The 17,039-nt window shown below is 35.5% G+C and carries 15 protein-coding genes; 10 read left to right on the top strand and 5 right to left on the bottom strand.

Annotated features, from left to right (window positions below):
* Nucleotides 1-123: 123 nt before the first annotated feature.
* Nucleotides 124-804, bottom strand: coding sequence for a hypothetical protein (locus QP953_RS10175; RefSeq protein WP_309554899.1), 681 nt, complete (start codon nt 802-804; stop codon nt 124-126).
* A gap of 126 nt (nt 805-930) precedes the next feature.
* Between QP953_RS10175 and QP953_RS10170 the strand changes: the two genes are divergently transcribed.
* Entirely contained in the window at nt 931-1,065 is a 135-nt protein-coding gene (locus QP953_RS10170) for a hypothetical protein (protein WP_309554898.1), read from the top strand.
* A 411-nt stretch (nt 1,066-1,476) separates the two neighbouring features.
* Entirely contained in the window at nt 1,477-2,028 is a 552-nt protein-coding gene (locus tag QP953_RS10165; RefSeq protein ID WP_309554897.1) for a glucosaminidase domain-containing protein, read from the top strand.
* Nucleotides 2,029-2,108: 80 nt separating this feature from the next.
* On the opposite strand, the gene QP953_RS10160 is transcribed toward QP953_RS10165, so the two are convergent.
* Together QP953_RS10160 and QP953_RS10155 are read right to left on the bottom strand one after the other, a co-directional pair.
* Entirely contained in the window at nt 2,109-3,656 is a 1,548-nt protein-coding gene (locus QP953_RS10160; RefSeq protein WP_309554895.1) for a DUF4403 family protein, read from the bottom strand.
* A gap of 44 nt (nt 3,657-3,700) precedes the next feature.
* Nucleotides 3,701-4,657, bottom strand: a complete 957-nt coding sequence (locus QP953_RS10155) for a threonine/serine dehydratase (RefSeq protein WP_309554894.1) — start codon at nt 4,655-4,657, stop codon at nt 3,701-3,703.
* Between the two features lie 369 nt (nt 4,658-5,026).
* On the opposite strand from QP953_RS10155, the gene QP953_RS10150 reads away from it, so the two are divergent.
* The 6 genes from QP953_RS10150 (at nt 5,027) to QP953_RS10125 (ending at nt 10,231) form a co-directional block, all read left to right on the top strand.
* Entirely contained in the window at nt 5,027-5,503 is a 477-nt protein-coding gene (locus QP953_RS10150) for a hypothetical protein (RefSeq protein WP_309554892.1), read from the top strand.
* Nucleotides 5,504-5,812: 309 nt separating this feature from the next.
* On the top strand, nt 5,813-6,148 hold the full coding sequence (locus QP953_RS10145) for a tetratricopeptide repeat protein (protein ID WP_309554890.1): 336 nt from the start codon (nt 5,813-5,815) through the stop codon (nt 6,146-6,148).
* Nucleotides 6,149-6,648: 500 nt separating this feature from the next.
* Nucleotides 6,649-7,467: an outer membrane protein assembly factor BamD gene (locus tag QP953_RS10140; protein ID WP_052598710.1), complete on the top strand. Its 819-nt coding sequence runs from the start codon at nt 6,649-6,651 to the stop codon at nt 7,465-7,467.
* Nucleotides 7,457-7,816 carry a DNA-directed RNA polymerase subunit omega gene (locus tag QP953_RS10135; RefSeq protein WP_052598610.1) on the top strand — a complete coding sequence of 120 codons (360 nt, stop codon included), beginning with the start codon at nt 7,457-7,459 and terminating at the stop codon, nt 7,814-7,816. The genes QP953_RS10140 and QP953_RS10135 overlap by 11 nt, the downstream gene beginning before the upstream one ends.
* A 91-nt stretch (nt 7,817-7,907) precedes the next feature.
* Complete coding sequence (gene coaBC / locus QP953_RS10130) at nt 7,908-9,116, top strand: bifunctional phosphopantothenoylcysteine decarboxylase/phosphopantothenate--cysteine ligase CoaBC (RefSeq protein WP_052598609.1); 1,209 nt, start codon at nt 7,908-7,910, stop codon at nt 9,114-9,116.
* Nucleotides 9,117-9,313: 197 nt separating this feature from the next.
* Complete coding sequence (locus QP953_RS10125) at nt 9,314-10,231, top strand: DUF4835 family protein (RefSeq protein WP_052598608.1); 918 nt, start codon at nt 9,314-9,316, stop codon at nt 10,229-10,231.
* Between the two features lie 132 nt (nt 10,232-10,363).
* On the opposite strand, the gene QP953_RS10120 is transcribed toward QP953_RS10125, so the two are convergent.
* Nucleotides 10,364-11,338: a fatty acid desaturase gene (locus tag QP953_RS10120; RefSeq protein ID WP_309554889.1), complete on the bottom strand. Its 975-nt coding sequence runs from the start codon at nt 11,336-11,338 to the stop codon at nt 10,364-10,366.
* A 394-nt stretch (nt 11,339-11,732) separates the two neighbouring features.
* Nucleotides 11,733-14,552 carry an excinuclease ABC subunit UvrA gene (gene uvrA, locus QP953_RS10115; protein WP_052598606.1) on the bottom strand — a complete coding sequence of 940 codons (2,820 nt, stop codon included), beginning with the start codon at nt 14,550-14,552 and terminating at the stop codon, nt 11,733-11,735.
* Nucleotides 14,553-15,029: 477 nt separating this feature from the next.
* Between uvrA and QP953_RS10110 the strand changes: the two genes are divergently transcribed.
* Complete coding sequence (locus QP953_RS10110) at nt 15,030-15,890, top strand: hypothetical protein (RefSeq protein WP_309554888.1); 861 nt, start codon at nt 15,030-15,032, stop codon at nt 15,888-15,890.
* An 89-nt stretch (nt 15,891-15,979) separates the two neighbouring features.
* The gene (locus QP953_RS10105; RefSeq protein WP_309554887.1) at nt 15,980-17,038 is read left to right on the top strand and encodes a hypothetical protein; all 1,059 of its coding nucleotides are present in this window, start codon (nt 15,980-15,982) and stop codon (nt 17,036-17,038) included.
* Nucleotide 17,039: the final 1 nt, after the last annotated feature.

The raw sequence follows: 17,039 nt of genomic DNA, 5'->3' as shown, positions 1-17,039 counted from the left end.
AATTAGATAATATTTTTCAGCACAAAAATAAGGCTTATTTTGCTTTTTTTATCCCCCAAAAACAAGGACAACTCAAAGAAGAACAAATTAAAAAAATTTGAGTTTATTCGTCTCCTCAACAAGCTACTCTACCGCCACTATATCCTTCGTCAAACGACTAATTCTTTGCTTTATTTGAGCAGAACACGACACGCAATTTTTTAGCATCTCTTTTTTTAGTATTTGCTGAATTTCCGAACGGGAAAAGCGTTTATCTGTATAGTAGAAATCAAGCAGACCGCTATAACGAATACCACTAACCCATTTGTTATACAATTGGGGCGAGTTTTCCTTATCCATCAGTTCAAAAAATGCTTTGGGATACTGCTCTATAAATGCTCTGGCAGGAGAGCCTATATATTCTCCAAGTGCACCATCAGATATAAGAATTGTTTTACTCAAACACCAAAGATAAAATGGTCTCAAACTATCTTGTTCTGTCAAGGCTAAATTTAATACCTCGGGTGTTATAAAGTCATCGGTTGGTTTGTATTGCCCATAATAAAAAGCCTTTGCTAATCCTGAACAATGAACATTATTTAGATACATACTCGCTGGATTTCCCAAAATTGTATCTTCATTAGGATTGTGACTCAAACCAAAATCTTTTTGCCAGTCTCTCCTTGGCATTGACAAATAAACAGTATCTCTTACTAATCGTTCTTCTACTCTATAAACTTTACCCTCTCTCTTAGTTTGACACGAATTTCCAAAAAAAAGAACTGTCACAAACAAACTTAAACAGCTATATATTCTCATTTTCATAATAAAAAACGGATTATTTTTCCATAAGAAACTTACCAACAATCATACTTAGCGGGGCTCCTACTATGGATCGCATCATGTGGTTGTAGATTTTTTTATTTTACCACACAGTATTGACACAAGGTAATGCTTCTTTTTAGCACGATAACGATCAAAACAAGTGCCTTAGCAAGTGGTACTATTGATGATTATACGTTGCCTATCCAATGCCTGTCAGATGGAGATAAAAAAACTCATTTTGAGACTTTTGTTCCAAATTAGAACCCAATCTGTCAGAATAGAACCATCCATTTGTCAAAAAATAGATTTTTCCCAAACAAATAAAAATTTCGATTCTCTTTCTTTTACCTTATAAAATAAGGTTTTCTTAACAAATCAATAACTTCTATTCTTTTGTTACAAGGAAGACACAAAACAAACACAAACAACTACAAATCAACAACTTACACAAAAGGCATAATTATTGCTAAAAGTAAAAACGGTCTTTTACAGACAAAGCTTGTAGTTTTGTTAACTAAAAATACAACTATATTTACCTTAAAGCAATTGAATTTGATTTCAAATCAATGCTTTACAAGCTCGGAACAAAGAAACATACTAAGGTAAATCAAGTACATAAACATTTTTTCTTTTCAGAAACCTTTTGGGTAATGTTACCGTACTTTTTCCGTTATGAAGCATCTATTTGCAGCATTGGCGATTTGTGTGGCAACACACACACAACACACAGAAGCTATCCCTGCTTCTGGAGTAGAAGAAAATTTAGCACCAGAGCCTATCGAGGAATTTATTCCTGATTTCTCTGTCATTACAATTGATCATGCTAGGGAATATGTTGAGAAAATTTATCCTTATGCCATCAAGGCTCAAAAAGAGCAATCGATTCCAGCTCCTATAACTATTGCTATTGCTTGTTTAGAAACAGGTTATGGTCGTAGTGCTTATGCACAAAAAAAGAACAATCACTTGGGCATACGCATTTATAAAAATGGGAAAGCAGGTTACAGAGATTTTTCATCTCTAGACGAATGTTTTGATTACTATATCAATATGTTCAACATGGAGCGTTATGCTCCCTTAAAAGAAATTGCAATTGACGACTTGCCTAGTTTTATCAAAGGCTTACAAGATTGCGGTTTTAATCATAGAGATAAATACAGTAAAAAATTGGCCGTCATGATTGATTTTTTACATTTGGAAGAATTGGAATATCCTATGGCTTAATGGAGTTTATTGATGCCACTCTTCCCAACGTTGGTTTTTGTATTTTTCTTGACAAAAACCAACGTTTTTTTACTCCCAACCTATTGCCATTTAATCTTAAAATCTAAAGCTCCTTCTGCTTGTAAATACACTTCAAAGTAATGCTCGCTAATAAAAATTTCTTGCACATCCAAAGTAGGGAAACGACCTGTTAAGGTTCCCATATGTTCCTCTATCTGAAAGTAATTTAATTCTTTTTGCAACCTTTTTAATTCACTTGAAATACCAAACCGAAGGTTTTCTTTGAGGTGTTTCATAATTTTAGGGTGCATCAACCACTCTCCTACTTGAAGTAGTATATTTTTAGATTGGGTTGTGAATTTTAAATCACTTAAATACACTTCTTGTGTGGAGGTATCATACTTTGGAACACCAGAAAGATAAAGAGTCGCTTTCAATTGGTTGTTTTTAGCTTTCAAAACCTCTATGGCAATAGCCGCTCTATTGCCATTAGGATAAATTGAAACGTTTCCAATCGTATAGCCATGTTGCGCATAATTCTGATCGACATAGTTTTTTAAAAATATTTGTGCTTCTTTAGCAGCATACGTCAAAGGCACACTTCCATTCACACAAACCACAGTCCCTGAAGGATAACGATTTACAGCAAAATTTACTTCCTTAGGAATCATTACATTAGGGGCTTTTTCTGCCAAAGTGACAACAGGTTTTGCTTTTACCCCAATGCAGAATTCCAGGCGATTTTCTACGCCCAATCCTACACCATATACAGGCGATACAAATACTTGTTCTACTTTGGGCACCAACCAAATGCCTTGCGTAAGTTCATAGGGTTTGCCCAGTTGCCAAGCAGCAGCGTCAATTTTTTCTTTAAAACTCAAATAGCTCCCTGTTTGATCATGATTTAATAGGCGTTGTAGTTGCTGTGTGATAATTTTATTAATTGTCTTGCTAATCCGCCTTTTCACTGGTTCTACAATGGGACGTAACAACTCAGGAAAATCTATGTTTTGAATTGCCTTAGAGGAACAAACCTTTTGAAATTTTATTTTTGCATCATCGTCATTCAAGAGGATGTTAATACTTGCCTCTTTAGTCAATTCAATTTTGCCATTTAATACCACACGCACTTGCATTGGGCAATTCAAATCGCCGTTTAATCGAATGTTTTCATTCAAAATTTTGGCTTCATTTCTAAGCTGCATGGTCGTTCTAGCATCTAACAATACATCTGCATAAAATTGATCGCCTTCAAACCAAAAATCATATTTTGACAAATCGAGCGCATACGCTAATTTAGAAGAAACATAAAATGTTTTGTCTACCCATTTCAACAAAGGACTTGCTAGTTTGTCTAAAAAATTCTTATCGGTCTCTTTTTTTCGCCCTGACAACTGCAACTTCAACTCCTCGGTTTTTCCTTCTAATACAGGGTTGGGGAAGTGCTGATAAAATGCTTGCTTCAAGTCCTTCGATTTTAAAACCAAAGGAATTTGAACGATAGAACTTGGCATTACTGGTAATTCAATAGGGAGTGCAAATTTTGGCAACCGCTCATTTTTGATTGGGCAAGCCACCAATACCAAAGCAATTCCGATAAGCACAAAAAACCGCAGATAATTCCTCATAAAAACAATATAGTATTAAGTAATCACTTCTTCTGTCTATACACTTAAAAAGGCAATTGATTGACATCTACATTACCACCTGTTAAAATAACTCCAATCCTCTTCCCTTTAAAACGTTCTTTTTGTTTCAAAATTGCAGCCAAAGGAACCGAAGAAGAAGGTTCTACAATAATTTTCATACGCTCCCAAATTAGTCGCATTGCTGCCACAATCTCTTCTTCACTTACTGTAATAATGTCCGTTACGTATTTTTTGATAATTTCAAATGTTCGGTCGCTTATATTCGTCAACAAACCATCCGCAACAGAAGAAGCCCCTGTATGTTTTTGTTTTGTCCCTGATTGAAAAGACTGATAAGCGTCATCAACTACCTCTGGCTCTGCGCCGATAACTTGTGCATTAGGCAATAGATAATGTGTACTCAATGCCGTTCCACTCATCAATCCACCACCTCCTACAGGTGCCATAACCACATCCAAAGCCTCTATAGTTTCGATCAATTCTTTAGCAACCGTTGCTTGCCCTGCAATTACATTATAATGATCGTAAGAGGGAATAAATGTTGCTCCTGTTTCGACTATGATTTTGCTCAAAGTATTTTGCCTACTCTCTATGGTCGGCTCACAAATGGTTACATTTGCCCCATACCCTCTTGTTGCATTCTTTTTGATTGTGGGTGCTGTTGCTGGCATAACCACATACGATTTAAGCCCGTGTAGCTGTGCTGTCAAAGCAACAGCCTGTGCGTGATTTCCTGAAGAATGTGTTGCAATACCACTCTTTTTTTCCTCTTCATCTAAGGCTAATGCTGCACAAGTTGCCCCACGCATTTTAAATGCACCAATTTTTTGAAAATTTTCACACTTAAAATAAAGCGACGCCCCTATCATCTCATTAATACTAGAGTTGGTCAATACTGGTGTATAATGGACATAGGGCATTATTGCTTTGTGTGCTGCTTGTATCTGTTCTAATGTTGGAATGTTTGTTATTTTTTGCATAGTTTTCATTTTTATGTCCAAAAAACAAAATTAAAGAGAGAGTTTGGGGCTAAATTAACTTTTTTATCTATATTGTAGGTATTATTATACCACACACTATAATAACATCCAACTACTAGGTTTCTTTAGAGATTTAGTAGTTTTTTTTATGTTTTAACACAACTAAATCATTCCTACCCAATAACATCGTTCTATTAAATACTTTTAGATTGGCAATCATTTTGTATTAAGCTCAATGATTTATAAACCGTAAATTGCCATTTTGTGGCATTTTGCACTATTTTTTGATTCTCAACTGTGCAACGCTCGCAAAGTACTACGCAATAGCTGCACCTAGCTACTATTATTTAAAATACAAAACCAATAACTATGAAAACATCATCTCTCTTGCTGTTTCTATTAATTACAACCACATTAAGCTTTGGACAAACCATCTCCAAACCTGATGCTAAATTATTAAATGCTGCTATTGAACAATATTTAAAGGAAATGAAAACTACCTTTAAAATTGTTCCTTCGGAATTCATTATAGAGGTAGCAGATAAATCTATTTATCAGAATGTCTCAAAGAAAATTGGCAGTGCTACTATTGTTCCCAAAACAAAAAAAGAATTGCAAAATTACAGCACCCAAAAAACAGGTCAAAAGATTGGATTTTTTGTTATTGAGGTAGAAAAAATGGACAATAAATACATCGTGGATATTATAGATGATGGCATCCAATCTACTAGTGGTAATTTCACATACGATTCTATTGGTGCTGGACGTGCCTGCGAATTAACATTTGATGTCAACTATAACTTTAAAACTATTGATTGTCTTTTATTACCAACTGATCCTCAGTAGTACTTTCTTAGTCGGATATGCTTTTAAATACTTATCTGAAGCCCCAAAGTGGTAGGTTGTTGGAATAAAATGATGGCTTGTAAAAAATCAGAATAAATTCCTCTTCCTACGTATTTAGTTTATCTTTGTCCTTCTTTTTAACAGCTATTTCCCTCTAACAGTTACTGTCTGTTTCTACAATTACCACAGTAGAAGCATCCTTAACTATTGTATAAATACTAATTGGGTTCAGCAAGAAGGCAGGATTTGTTTAAATCATATTTTGTATTGAATTTTGAATTCTCACTTACATAAAAAAACAACTAAATCATGAACAGTCAAAGACTGGAACAATTGATGGGCTTTTTGAAAGCTAGTCCCAAAGAACCATTTCTCCTTTTCGCTATTGCCAAAGAATACGAAGGCTTGAACGATCAAGATAATGCATTAAAATATTACTTAGAGCTTGAACATCATGCTCCTGATTATATTGGCACTTACTATCACCTTGGCAAATTATACGAACAACTAGGACAAGATGCTAAGGCATTTTTCACCTACAAAAAAGGCATGCAAAAAGCAAGAGAAGCTGGCGATACGCATAGCTTATCGGAGTTGGCAGGTGCCAAGTTAGAATTAGGAGATGATGATGATTTCGAAGACTAAATAACAATACAACCAAAACAATTAAAACCAACCCATTGGTTTATTCTTCCGTTTTCTATTTTAGTTATACTAACAGGTATTCATCAATAAGTAAGTGGACAGAAAAAAGTATAGTTAAAAATGTAATTGTTTTTAGTGCTGTTCAAAGAAAAGAATTGAAGTTTTAGCGGGCTAAAACGAGATTTTTTGATGAAGAACAGTGCAAAAAGAATTCTATTTTGCCTATAATTTTTTATGAACGATTACTTAGTTCGCTTATTTTTAGTTTTTAATAAAAACCACCTTGTATTTAATTGTTAATCAAACGTTTTAAAAGTTACACACTTAAAAAGTAGACTACTAATTATCAACCTAATACAACCTTCAAGCGCACTAGTGTTACATTTAAAGTTGAGCAATCACTTAATCTAGGTAAGTAATTGCTCAAAAAAAATCAGATTTTTGTTAAAAAACTGGCAATTTTCATTCAAAAACCGTATAAAAACCGTACATTTGCAGCTATGCTAAAACAGAAAGGAATATTAATTAATGGTTTACTCGTACTAATGCTTCTTTTTTCAAGTTGCAAAAGTAGTTACGAAAAGTTGCGTTTATCTAGCGACAATGATTTAAAGCTAACAAAGGCTTTTGAGTTTTATGAAGCCGAAGAATGGTTAAAAGCTCAATATCTATTAGAGGATTTGATTGGAATTGTTCGATTGACAGATAAAGCAGAGAAAGTTTATTTTTATTATGCTTATACGCATTATCACTTAAAAAACTATTCTTTTGCTTCTTACTACTTCAAACAATTTTCGACAACATTTCCCAATGGAGAATATGCTGAAGAAGCCTTATTCATGAGTGCAGATTCTTATTACAAATTGTCTCCTAATTTTAGGTTAACACAAGAAGATACAGAAAGTGCCATAGAAGGTTTGCAAGTATTTGTCAATACCTATCCCAATAGCGATAAGGTATCTGCCTCCAATGAGCGAATTGACTTATTAAGAGCCAAACTAGAATTAAAAGCTTTGGATAGTGCCAAAGGGTACTACAAACGCAAACACTATAAAGCGGCTACGTATACGTTTAAAAACTTATTAATTGATTACCCAGATACTAAAGAAGGAGAATACATCCGTTATATGGTTATTCGTTCATCTTTGAAATATGCGCAACAATCTGTTCTTTCAAAACAAATAGAACGTTATGAAGAAACAATGAAAGCTTGTGTCGATTTTAAGAAAAGACATAGTGAGAGCGAATACATAAAAGAAGTAGATACCATTTACGAAACTGCCAATAACAAAATCAAAAAAATACGCAATGAACATTAACAGAAATAACGAAATCAAACAAAAAGCACAAGGCATCAATCCTTATATTGTTGCTCGTAATTCAGATGAAATTTCAGCGCTTGGTGGTGGTAACATCTATCAATCTCTAAATATCATTGCGCGTCGTGCGGACCAAATTGGTGTTGATTTGAAAAAAGAGTTGCATGCAAAATTAGATGAATTTGCTTCTACTACGGATACTTTAGAAGAGATTCACGAAAACAAAGAGCAAATCGAAATTTCTAAATTCTATGAGCGTTTACCAAACCCTAGTATCATTGCTCTCCACGAGTTTTTTGATGGCAAGGTTTACCATAGATTTAAGGAAGTTAAAAATACAGAAGAATAGTAAACAGTTTGTTTATTGTAAGATATAGTCCTGATAATTACCTGTTAGTTGTCAGGATTTTTTTGTTTAATTTGGATATTAACATCAAATAATGCTCTTAGGAAAAAAAATTTTAGTCGCTGTTTCAGGTAGTATTGCTGCTTACAAAATTGCCACCTTGGTTCGTTTGTTGGTCAAAGCAAAAGCAGAAGTTAAAGTTATCATGACACCTGCTGCACAAGGCTTTATTACTCCATTAACTCTTTCTACACTTTCCAAAAATCCCGTGTATAGCGATGTCAGCTCTGACGAGGCATGGAACAATCACGTAGAACTAGGACTATGGGCGGATGCCATGCTGATTGCTCCAGCAACGGCTAACACCTTAGCAAAAATGGCCAACGGACTTTGCGATAATATGCTGTTGGCTGCTTATTTATCTAGTCGTTGCCCTGTTTTTATTGCTCCAGCGATGGATTTAGATATGTGGGTGCATCCTGCAACTCAGCATAATGTACAAAAATTGCTCAACTTTGGGCATCACTTATTGCCTGTTGAAGATGGAGAGTTGGCTAGTGGCTTGGTTGGAAAAGGAAGAATGTCAGAACCTGAAGCAATTCTCTCCCACTTAGAAAGCTTTTTCGTTCAACGAGATACTACAAATACTTTAGCAGGTAAAGTAGTTTTAATTACATCAGGCCCTACTCAAGAGGCAATTGATCCTGTACGATTCATTACCAATCATTCTACAGGAAAAATGGGTACAGCAATTGCAGACAAAATGGCGCAGCAAGGTGCTCGTGTGATTCTTGTTAGTGGTGCCACATCAATTCTTCCCAATCATCCCGCTGTAGAGCGAATTCCTGTGCGGTCTGCTGAAGAAATGTACCAAGCCGCCGCTACTTACTTTCCAACTGCCGATGTAACTATTCTTGCAGCGGCAGTAGCGGATTATACGCCCAAAACAAAAGCAGATCATAAATTAAAGAAAAAGGAAGGAGACTTAAATATTGAACTCAAAAGAACGACAGATATTGCAGCAACACTAGGGCAACAAAAACAAGCCCATCAAATTATGGTTGGATTTGCTTTAGAAACCAATAATGCTGTTGAAAATGCTCAACGCAAACTAACCAAAAAGAATTTTGACTTTATTGTTTTAAACGACCTATCTGATAAAGGAGCAGGATTTGGACATGATACCAATAAGGTGACTTTTTTGGGGCAAGATGGTAGTATTGCACACCAAAGTCTAAAAACAAAGCTAGAAGTTGCTGCTGATATTACCCAAAAAGTGATTCAATTATTAGATAAAGACTAAAAATCTTGTTAAATACACAAAGTAGACTCAATTCCCTATAACTTTTTGCGTTCTTTATAGTAAACATCCCAAGTAAGCAGGCAACTATTCTAGTCTTGACTCTCTGACAAGTTCTGCAAGCGGTTGCTTTCTATTTTGTCGGATTATTGTTATAATAAAGTTAATTTGGTAAGATCATAACATACAATTAAAAATAAATGAGATTAATACAAAAATTAAGTGGTTTGTTCTTGGCAACTTGCCTAAGTTTTTCCGCTACTGCTCAAGACTTTAATACTCAGGTGACAATTAATACACCTAAAATTCAATCGGTAGATCCTAAAATTTTTAGAAATTTAGAAACAGCCATTGAAGAATTCATGAATACACGAAATTGGGTAGAAGATAACTTTGAACCCGAAGAACGCATTGAATTAAATATTGTTATTACAATTGACAAAGAGCTTTCTCAAACAGATTTTGAAGGGCAAATGACAATTCAAGCCAGTCGTCCTGTTTATAATAGTGGCTACAACTCTGTTTTGTTTCAAAACTTAGACAAACAATTTAAATTCACTTATGGGGAATACGAACGATTAGATTTTTCTGAAAATACGTTTACCTCTAACCTTACTTCTACCCTAGCGTTTTATGCTTATGTAATTTTAGGCATGGACTACGATTCATTTTCTGAATTGGGTGGAGAAGATCACTTACAAAAAGCACAAGATATACTAAATGCCGTTCCACGAGGTACCGCTGATGGCTGGACAGCTGGAAGTGGTGGAATTGTGAATAGAAGTCGCTATTGGATTATCGAAAACTTACTAAGCCCTCGTATGCAAGATATGCGTCGTGCTATGTATCAATATTATATGCTAGGTTTGGATAGAATTGCTCAAGAAGATCAAACCGAGAAAGGACTTACAGCGGTCTTAAAAGCATTGGAAACTATTGATGCAGCCAATCAATCTAATCCCAACTCGATGTGGGTTCAAATATTTTCAGATGCAAAAAAAGATGAAATTATTAATCTCTTCAAAGTAGCTGATTTTAACACCAAACGCAAAGTATATGGTATCATGGTTAAACTAGATGGTACTCGTGCCAATGATTATCGAGTCTTATTAAAATAGATCGTAATTTGCTATTTTTACTCGTTTAACCTGAATGAAAAACGCTTTGCCAAAAATTGAATCGGCAAAGCGTTTTTGTTTTTTTTTGCAAAAAAAATGTGGTTTGCAACATCAAGTTGTTTCAACTACTCGTTAATTAACCAAACTTGGTTCTTGCTCTTTTTTGCCTTTCTCTTTTTTATCTAACTCTACTAAAAATGCTTTTTCGGAATCTTTATCTTGATTTTCCATGTCTTTTAAGTTTTTCCAATCGGGCTGTCTGACATTCCAAACCAATCCAACTTTGCTCATACACCAAATAAGACAATAGTTCAAATCCAACTGCCACCAGTAAAAGCCAGCTCTAGCACTGTTCATATCAGCATGGTGATTGTTGTGCCAGTTATCGCCTAACATAGGGATCGATAACCACCAAATATTTCTAGCATTACAATTAGGTGCCAATTTAGAAATATATGGACGTGCGCCCCAAATATGTACGGCTGAATTGACCAACATAACACAGTTCCATGAAAGGAAGGAAGGCAAGAAAAAGCCCCAAACTAACCCATTTATACCTCCTAAAAGGTAAGTTGCTAAACCAAACAAATAGTAAATAAGCGTTGCTTGTTTTTCTAAAAAGACAACCTCAGGTTGTTTGAGTAAATCTCTTACCCACTTATCTTCTACTGGCATAGGACCATTTTCTACTAAATGTAAAAAATGAGACCATAAAAAGCCTTTTACAAGATTAAAGCCTTTTAAATTACCATAGGTATAAGGGGAATGAACATCATGATCTTCTTCACAACTATTGTGATGAAAACGATGATGACAAGCCCAAAAAATAGGCCCTTTTTGACCACTAATACACCCTAGAAAACCAAGTACAAAGCGCATAACGGGTCCTGTCTCAAAGGATTTGTGCGAAAAGTAACGGTGGTATCCAATTAATACTCCTACCATCTGCAAGTACCAGCAAACTAAGCCGATACCTACCCAAAACCAAGTTACCTCGGCTTGTCCTGTAGCAAAATAATAAATTGAAAGTCCTGGAATTAAAACAAATAGGAATACTCCGAAGAGCAATCCCTGCATTTTCTGCGGAATTGGATCTGCATTTTTCATTCTGTTAAACTTTTTTGGAATTTAAAAAATATGATTGTTGTCATAGCGAAAGAAATTGAATCTAGATGCACTTTAGTGATTCAAGTCTTTGCACTATTTGTCCCAAAATAGGATAATAGAATGACGCTTTAAGAATATTTTCTGTTAAAATCAACAGCCAAAAAATTTAACTATTAAATTAAACCTCAACGTTTTATAAGGTGCAAAAATCTAATTTCCAAAATATTATAAGCTTTTAAATAGCTCTTAGGGACCTCCTTCTGTATTTTTTTTTAACACTTTAAATTTTCTCCAAAGAGCAATTAAATCCTTAAGTACTCAAAAAATAAAAACTCTTCCTAAGTACAACCTTAGAAAGAGTTTTTGTCCACGAATAAGATAAATGTCTTAATTCTTATAGTTCTAATTTAAGAAATCGCCCTGTGTGGCTAGTTGGATGAGCCGCAACAACCTCAGGAGTTCCTTCAACCACCACCGTTCCACCTCGTTTCCCTCCTTCTGGTCCAATATCAATAATATAGTCTGCCATTTTGATAACGTCCATATTATGCTCAATTACAACAATGGTATTTCCTCTATCGACCAACTCATCCAATACACCAAGTAGTAATTTAATATCAGAAAAGTGCAATCCAGTAGTAGGTTCATCCAAGATATACAAGGTATTTCCTGTATCTTTTTTGGCCAACTCTTTCGCCAACTTTATACGTTGCGCTTCACCTCCTGAAAGCGTTGTAGCAGACTGCCCCAAGGTGATGTATCCCAAGCCGACCATTTGCAACGTGCTAATATATTGATGAATTCGAGGAACTTTTACAAAGAAATCAGTTGCTTCATCAACCGTCATATCCAAGATATCATTAATTGACTGTCCTGCGTATAAAATTTCTAAAGTTTCTCTATTGTAACGCTTACCACTACAGTTCTCACACTCTACCTCTACATTTGGCAAAAACTGCATTTCAATCACACGTTTGCCAGAACCACCACAAACCTCACAACGCCCTCCTTTTACATTAAAGGAGAATCGACCAGGCTTGTAACCTCTAATTTTAGACTCTGGCGTGCTAGAAAATAACTTTCTAATATTATCAAAAACACCAATGTATGTCGCAGGATTAGAACGAGGGGTACGACCAATTGGCGCTTGGTCAATTTCTATCACTTTATCGACGTGCTCGATTCCTGTTATTTGTTCATAAGGCATTGGCTTTTTCAAGCTATTGTAAAAATGTTGCCTCAGAATAGGATACAAAGTTTCGTTCACTAAAGTCGATTTACCACTACCTGAAACCCCTGTAATACAAACAAATTTCCCTAGAGGTATGGTTAAATCAACAGACTTTAAGTTATTTCCTGTCGCCCCTTTCAAAACAATCTCGTCTCCTGTCCCCTTGCGACGCTCTTTGGGAACTTCTATCTTTTCTGTATTATTCAAATAAGTAGCTGTAATACTACTTTTAGTTAAAAACTCTTCTGGTTTTCCAGCTGCCACTACCTCTCCTCCTAATTTTCCTGCAAGAGGTCCTAAATCAATCAAATAATCAGCTGCCATCATAATGTCTTTGTCGTGCTCTACCACTAAGACCGTATTCCCTATATCCGTCAAGTCTCTCAATGCTTTAATTAGCTGTTCATTATCACGCTGATGCAACCCAATACTAGGCTCATCTAAGATATATGTAATCCCTGTTAATTGAGACCCAATTTGCGTTGCCAATCGAATCCGTTGAGACTCTCCTCCTGATAACGTTCTAGCAGGACGGTTTAAGCTCAAATAATCTAGCCCAACATCTAGTAAGAAGCCTAAACGCAAGCGCAATTCTTTCAAAATATCTTTAGCAATCGCCATTTGACGAGTAGAGAGTTGATCACCTATAGAGCCCACCCAATCGTATAAATTTTGGATGTCCATTTGTGCTAACTCTGAGATATTTTTTTCGGCAACCTTAAAGAACAAGGCTTGTTTTTTTAAACGCGTTCCATCACATTCCGAACAAGGCGCTACCACCATAAATTCTTCTGCCCAACGGCGAATCTTTTCAGATGTAGATTCTTTGTAATAACGTTTCAACATCTGAATCAACCCCTCTTTTGCTAAATTGTGCGAAAACTCTTCCTTTCCAAACTTTCGAGCCTCAAATGTATTATCTCCACCATACAAAATAACATGCAAGGCTTCTTCTGATAATTCCGAGATAGGAGTTGAAAATGTAAAATCGTATTTTTTGGCAATTGCACGCAATTGCTTAAACGTCATATTATTTCGAACTTCTCCCAAAGGCAATATACCAATTTGATTGATTGTTTTGCTATCGTCTGGTATAATGCGCTTGTACTCTACTTCATGAACAGAGCCCAAACCCTTACAATTGGGACAAGCACCATAAGGAGAATTAAAGGAAAAACTATTGGGTGAAGGTTCTTCATAAGAAAGTCCTGTTTCGGCACACATCAAGTGCTTGCTGTATTGAAAAACTTCCTCCGTCTCATAATCCATGAACATCATAAACCCATTGCCCAAACGCAAAGCCGTTTGCATAGATGCCCCAAAACGATCCCGCCTCGATTCTTCTACTACGACACGATCTACAACCAGTTCAATATCATGAACCTTATAGCGATCTACTTGCATTCCTGGCGAAAGGTCAATTATAAATCCATCAATACGCATTTTTGAAAAGCCCTGCTTACGCATTTGATCAAAAAGCTCTCGATAATGTCCTTTTCTAGCACGCACCAAAGGAGCTAAGATCATTCCTTTTTTGCCCTCAAAGTTTTCAAAAATATGATTTTGGATTTCCTCTTCTGTATAACGAACCATTTTCTGGCCTGTGTTGTAAGAATAAGCTTCTCCAGCACGGGCAAACAACAAACGCAAGAAATCATAAATTTCAGTGACAGTTCCTACCGTTGATCGAGGATTTTTACTTGTTGTTTTTTGTTCAATTGCAATGACAGGGCTCAGTCCAGTAATTTTTTCTACATCAGGTCGTTCCATATCCCCAATAAACTGTCTGGCATAAGCAGAGAAGGTTTCCATATAACGCCGCTGCCCCTCTGCATAGATAGTATCAAATGCTAGAGAAGATTTGCCGCTACCACTTACCCCCGTAATAACAACCATTTGGTTGCGTGGAATTCGTAAATCTATGTTTTGAAGATTGTGCTCTTTGGCACCAAAAATTTGTATAAATTCCTGAGAATTTTCCATTGTTTAATTTAGAATCAAGACTTGCAAAAATGTTAAAGTACACACCTAAAACAGTAATTAATGTAAAATAGTTGTTAGGTGGTATATTTATTGAAGCATTTGCACTATATCAATAAAATAGTATATTTGCCCAAAACTACCCCAAATGATAACACAATGATAGAGATAAACTCCCAATTATTCTAATTGTTTTTAAAGATTCTGTATACAATCAGTAGGCTGTAGATTAGTTTTTTGATTGTCGTTTTTTAATGAAAAAGACCTTGAATTAGTAGTTCGTTGATTTTTTACTTTTTTAGCTCGCTACGCTCGTGAGATCGCAAGCTTAGCTACCCAAAAGACAAAAAAACACATTTATATTAATTTGATAATCAAAACCTTAACATAAAACACAATAAATCTTCAATTTATTGATTATCAAACTAATAAAGTTTTTCAACGAACTATTGTTGAATACAACAGACTTAATTTATAAGTATGAACTTTTTTTTTACGCGTAATTTCTATTTTGCTACAATTGCATTTTTTATTGTCCTATTAACAATTAGTTGCGAAAAGGAAGCTGTCGAAGCCAAACATATCATTACTTCTGAAGACGACGCCAATATTGGACGTGCCATCGATCAGGCTTTGTTAACTCACATTGACACCTCCTCTGACCTCTCCCTGCTCAATCAACAGTCTCATCCAGCTATTTATAATTATATTTATCAAATTAGTCAATCTATCAATGGATCTAGTGGTTTTTTGACAGTAGGTGCCAATCAATCCAACGCTCTCTCCCCCTCTGCGACTCCAACGGTTCGTGTGATTCACAAGGCGGGTTATACTGGTGCTTTTGTGGTTCCTGGAGGATATATTTACTTGTACAAGGATTTTTTGAAAAACATTAATTATGAAGCTCAATTTGCGCCTGTTTTAGCACATCTAATGGCTTGTTCTAAGAGTCGTTATGATATCGAAAAATTAGAAGCACGTTTTTCTACTAACTTTCTACTAGATTTAGCTTTAGGAGGTAAAATTAATGCAGGGTCAGGGGCTGATATTTGTTCTATTTTGGATGTTTTAGAAAACGAACCGTATCAAACGAGTATTGTTGAGTTGTTGGATGATGAAGCAGAAAAGGCGATTTGTGAACTGGGGTACGATGTACAAACTTACTCTGATTGGTTTATTCACAACCGAAATAGTAATCTTAACTGGTATCAATTATTTCCTCGCACTCAGTCTTCAAACGATTATGCCTCTCATCTTTTTAATGATGTAAAGGATTCTTTATCTTGTAGTGGAGAAGTTGACGAAGGAGGTTATCCTCAATTCAAGAGCTTGCTAAACTAAAACCTTTGTCTAAGGCTACCATATCAAAAACGCAGCTAATTTTTACATTATTAGGAACAAGTGTCTTTTCGATATGCTTGTTTTATTTTATGTTTTTTCAGACAGATTCTCCAAGTTTTATTAATGCAGTTGAATTATTACTTGGGGAGTCCTCTCAGCCCGATCGTTTATTTCGATTGAGCAAACCACTTAGCTTATTCATTCCAACTTGTCTATACTATTTCTTTGAAATCCCCATCCAATATGGCTTTTTCATTCAGCAGCTTCTAGCCTACTGGTTGAGTGCTTTTGTATTGTATAAAATAGTTTTTTTTGTTACCTCTAAAGACTATTTGGCTTACTTGGCAATGCTTGCTTATACTCTATGCCAACCTATGGCAGTCTACGGATTAGCTATTCTTACCGATGGATTAGGCTGGTTTTGGATGCTTTGGGGTGTTTTGTGGAGCCTAAAATGTTTCTGTTCTCCCAAACTCTCTTGGAGACATATCGCTTTCTTGGGGGGATTTATGGGAATCGGATTTTTTATCAAAGAATCTATTATTATTACAGGCATGTTTACTTTCTTTTTGATCCTCCTCCACCCTCATCATACTCCTAAGATAAAAATAACAATCTATGCTGTCCTTGGAAGTTTTTTTTTAGGCACATTTTTAATTGGAAACTACCTAATTGACAGTATTTGGGGAATATCCATTTGGGACTGGATTAAGTTTGGTCATAGTGATCCACCAGCCTTTTATTGGAAAAGTTTTATTGCCCAAAGTTACCATACAATAGATTTATATTGGTTTCTTTTTTTAGTTGGTTTGTTTAAAAACATTGCTTTTCGCCAATGGACGCAAATTTACGCTGCATTATTCCTAACCTTTGTTACAGGATGGTTTTTGCTTCCCTTCTTTTGGCCTTACCTCTACGACCGTATTTTATTTATGCTAGTTCCGTTTTTGATTGTGTGGGTGGCTTTTGGTGCTCATCACTTTAAAAGGTTAGCACTACCTCTAGTTTTATTGGCAGGTGCCACGAACTTAATCGTTGCCTTCTTAATTTACCAATATCAAATCTCTGGTTTGATTACGATTAGTGCTTGCCTCTATATTCTTCTGTTGGTTTTAATTCATTTTAGACAAATCTCAAAATCTAGCTAAG

This window comes from Aureispira sp. CCB-E, assembly GCF_031326345.1.
Lineage (GTDB): Bacteria > Bacteroidota > Bacteroidia > Chitinophagales > Saprospiraceae > Aureispira.
The sequence above is the reverse complement of the archived record's forward strand: the minus strand, read 5'-3'. Positions and strand labels throughout refer to the sequence as shown.

Coding starts and splice junctions, on each gene's coding strand:
- QP953_RS10175 (WP_309554899.1), bottom strand. CDS start 804: ATGAAAATGAGAATATATAGCTGTTTAAGTTTGTTTGTGACAGTTCTT.
- QP953_RS10170 (WP_309554898.1), top strand. CDS start 931: ATGCTTCTTTTTAGCACGATAACGATCAAAACAAGTGCCTTAGCAAGT.
- QP953_RS10165 (WP_309554897.1), top strand. CDS start 1,477: ATGAAGCATCTATTTGCAGCATTGGCGATTTGTGTGGCAACACACACA.
- QP953_RS10160 (WP_309554895.1), bottom strand. CDS start 3,656: ATGAGGAATTATCTGCGGTTTTTTGTGCTTATCGGAATTGCTTTGGTA.
- QP953_RS10155 (WP_309554894.1), bottom strand. CDS start 4,657: ATGCAAAAAATAACAAACATTCCAACATTAGAACAGATACAAGCAGCA.
- QP953_RS10150 (WP_309554892.1), top strand. CDS start 5,027: ATGAAAACATCATCTCTCTTGCTGTTTCTATTAATTACAACCACATTA.
- QP953_RS10145 (WP_309554890.1), top strand. CDS start 5,813: ATGAACAGTCAAAGACTGGAACAATTGATGGGCTTTTTGAAAGCTAGT.
- QP953_RS10140 (WP_052598710.1), top strand. CDS start 6,649: ATGCTAAAACAGAAAGGAATATTAATTAATGGTTTACTCGTACTAATG.
- QP953_RS10135 (WP_052598610.1), top strand. CDS start 7,457: ATGAACATTAACAGAAATAACGAAATCAAACAAAAAGCACAAGGCATC.
- coaBC (WP_052598609.1), top strand. CDS start 7,908: ATGCTCTTAGGAAAAAAAATTTTAGTCGCTGTTTCAGGTAGTATTGCT.
- QP953_RS10125 (WP_052598608.1), top strand. CDS start 9,314: ATGAGATTAATACAAAAATTAAGTGGTTTGTTCTTGGCAACTTGCCTA.
- QP953_RS10120 (WP_309554889.1), bottom strand. CDS start 11,338: ATGAAAAATGCAGATCCAATTCCGCAGAAAATGCAGGGATTGCTCTTC.
- uvrA (WP_052598606.1), bottom strand. CDS start 14,552: ATGGAAAATTCTCAGGAATTTATACAAATTTTTGGTGCCAAAGAGCAC.
- QP953_RS10110 (WP_309554888.1), top strand. CDS start 15,030: ATGAACTTTTTTTTTACGCGTAATTTCTATTTTGCTACAATTGCATTT.
- QP953_RS10105 (WP_309554887.1), top strand. CDS start 15,980: ATGTTTTTTCAGACAGATTCTCCAAGTTTTATTAATGCAGTTGAATTA.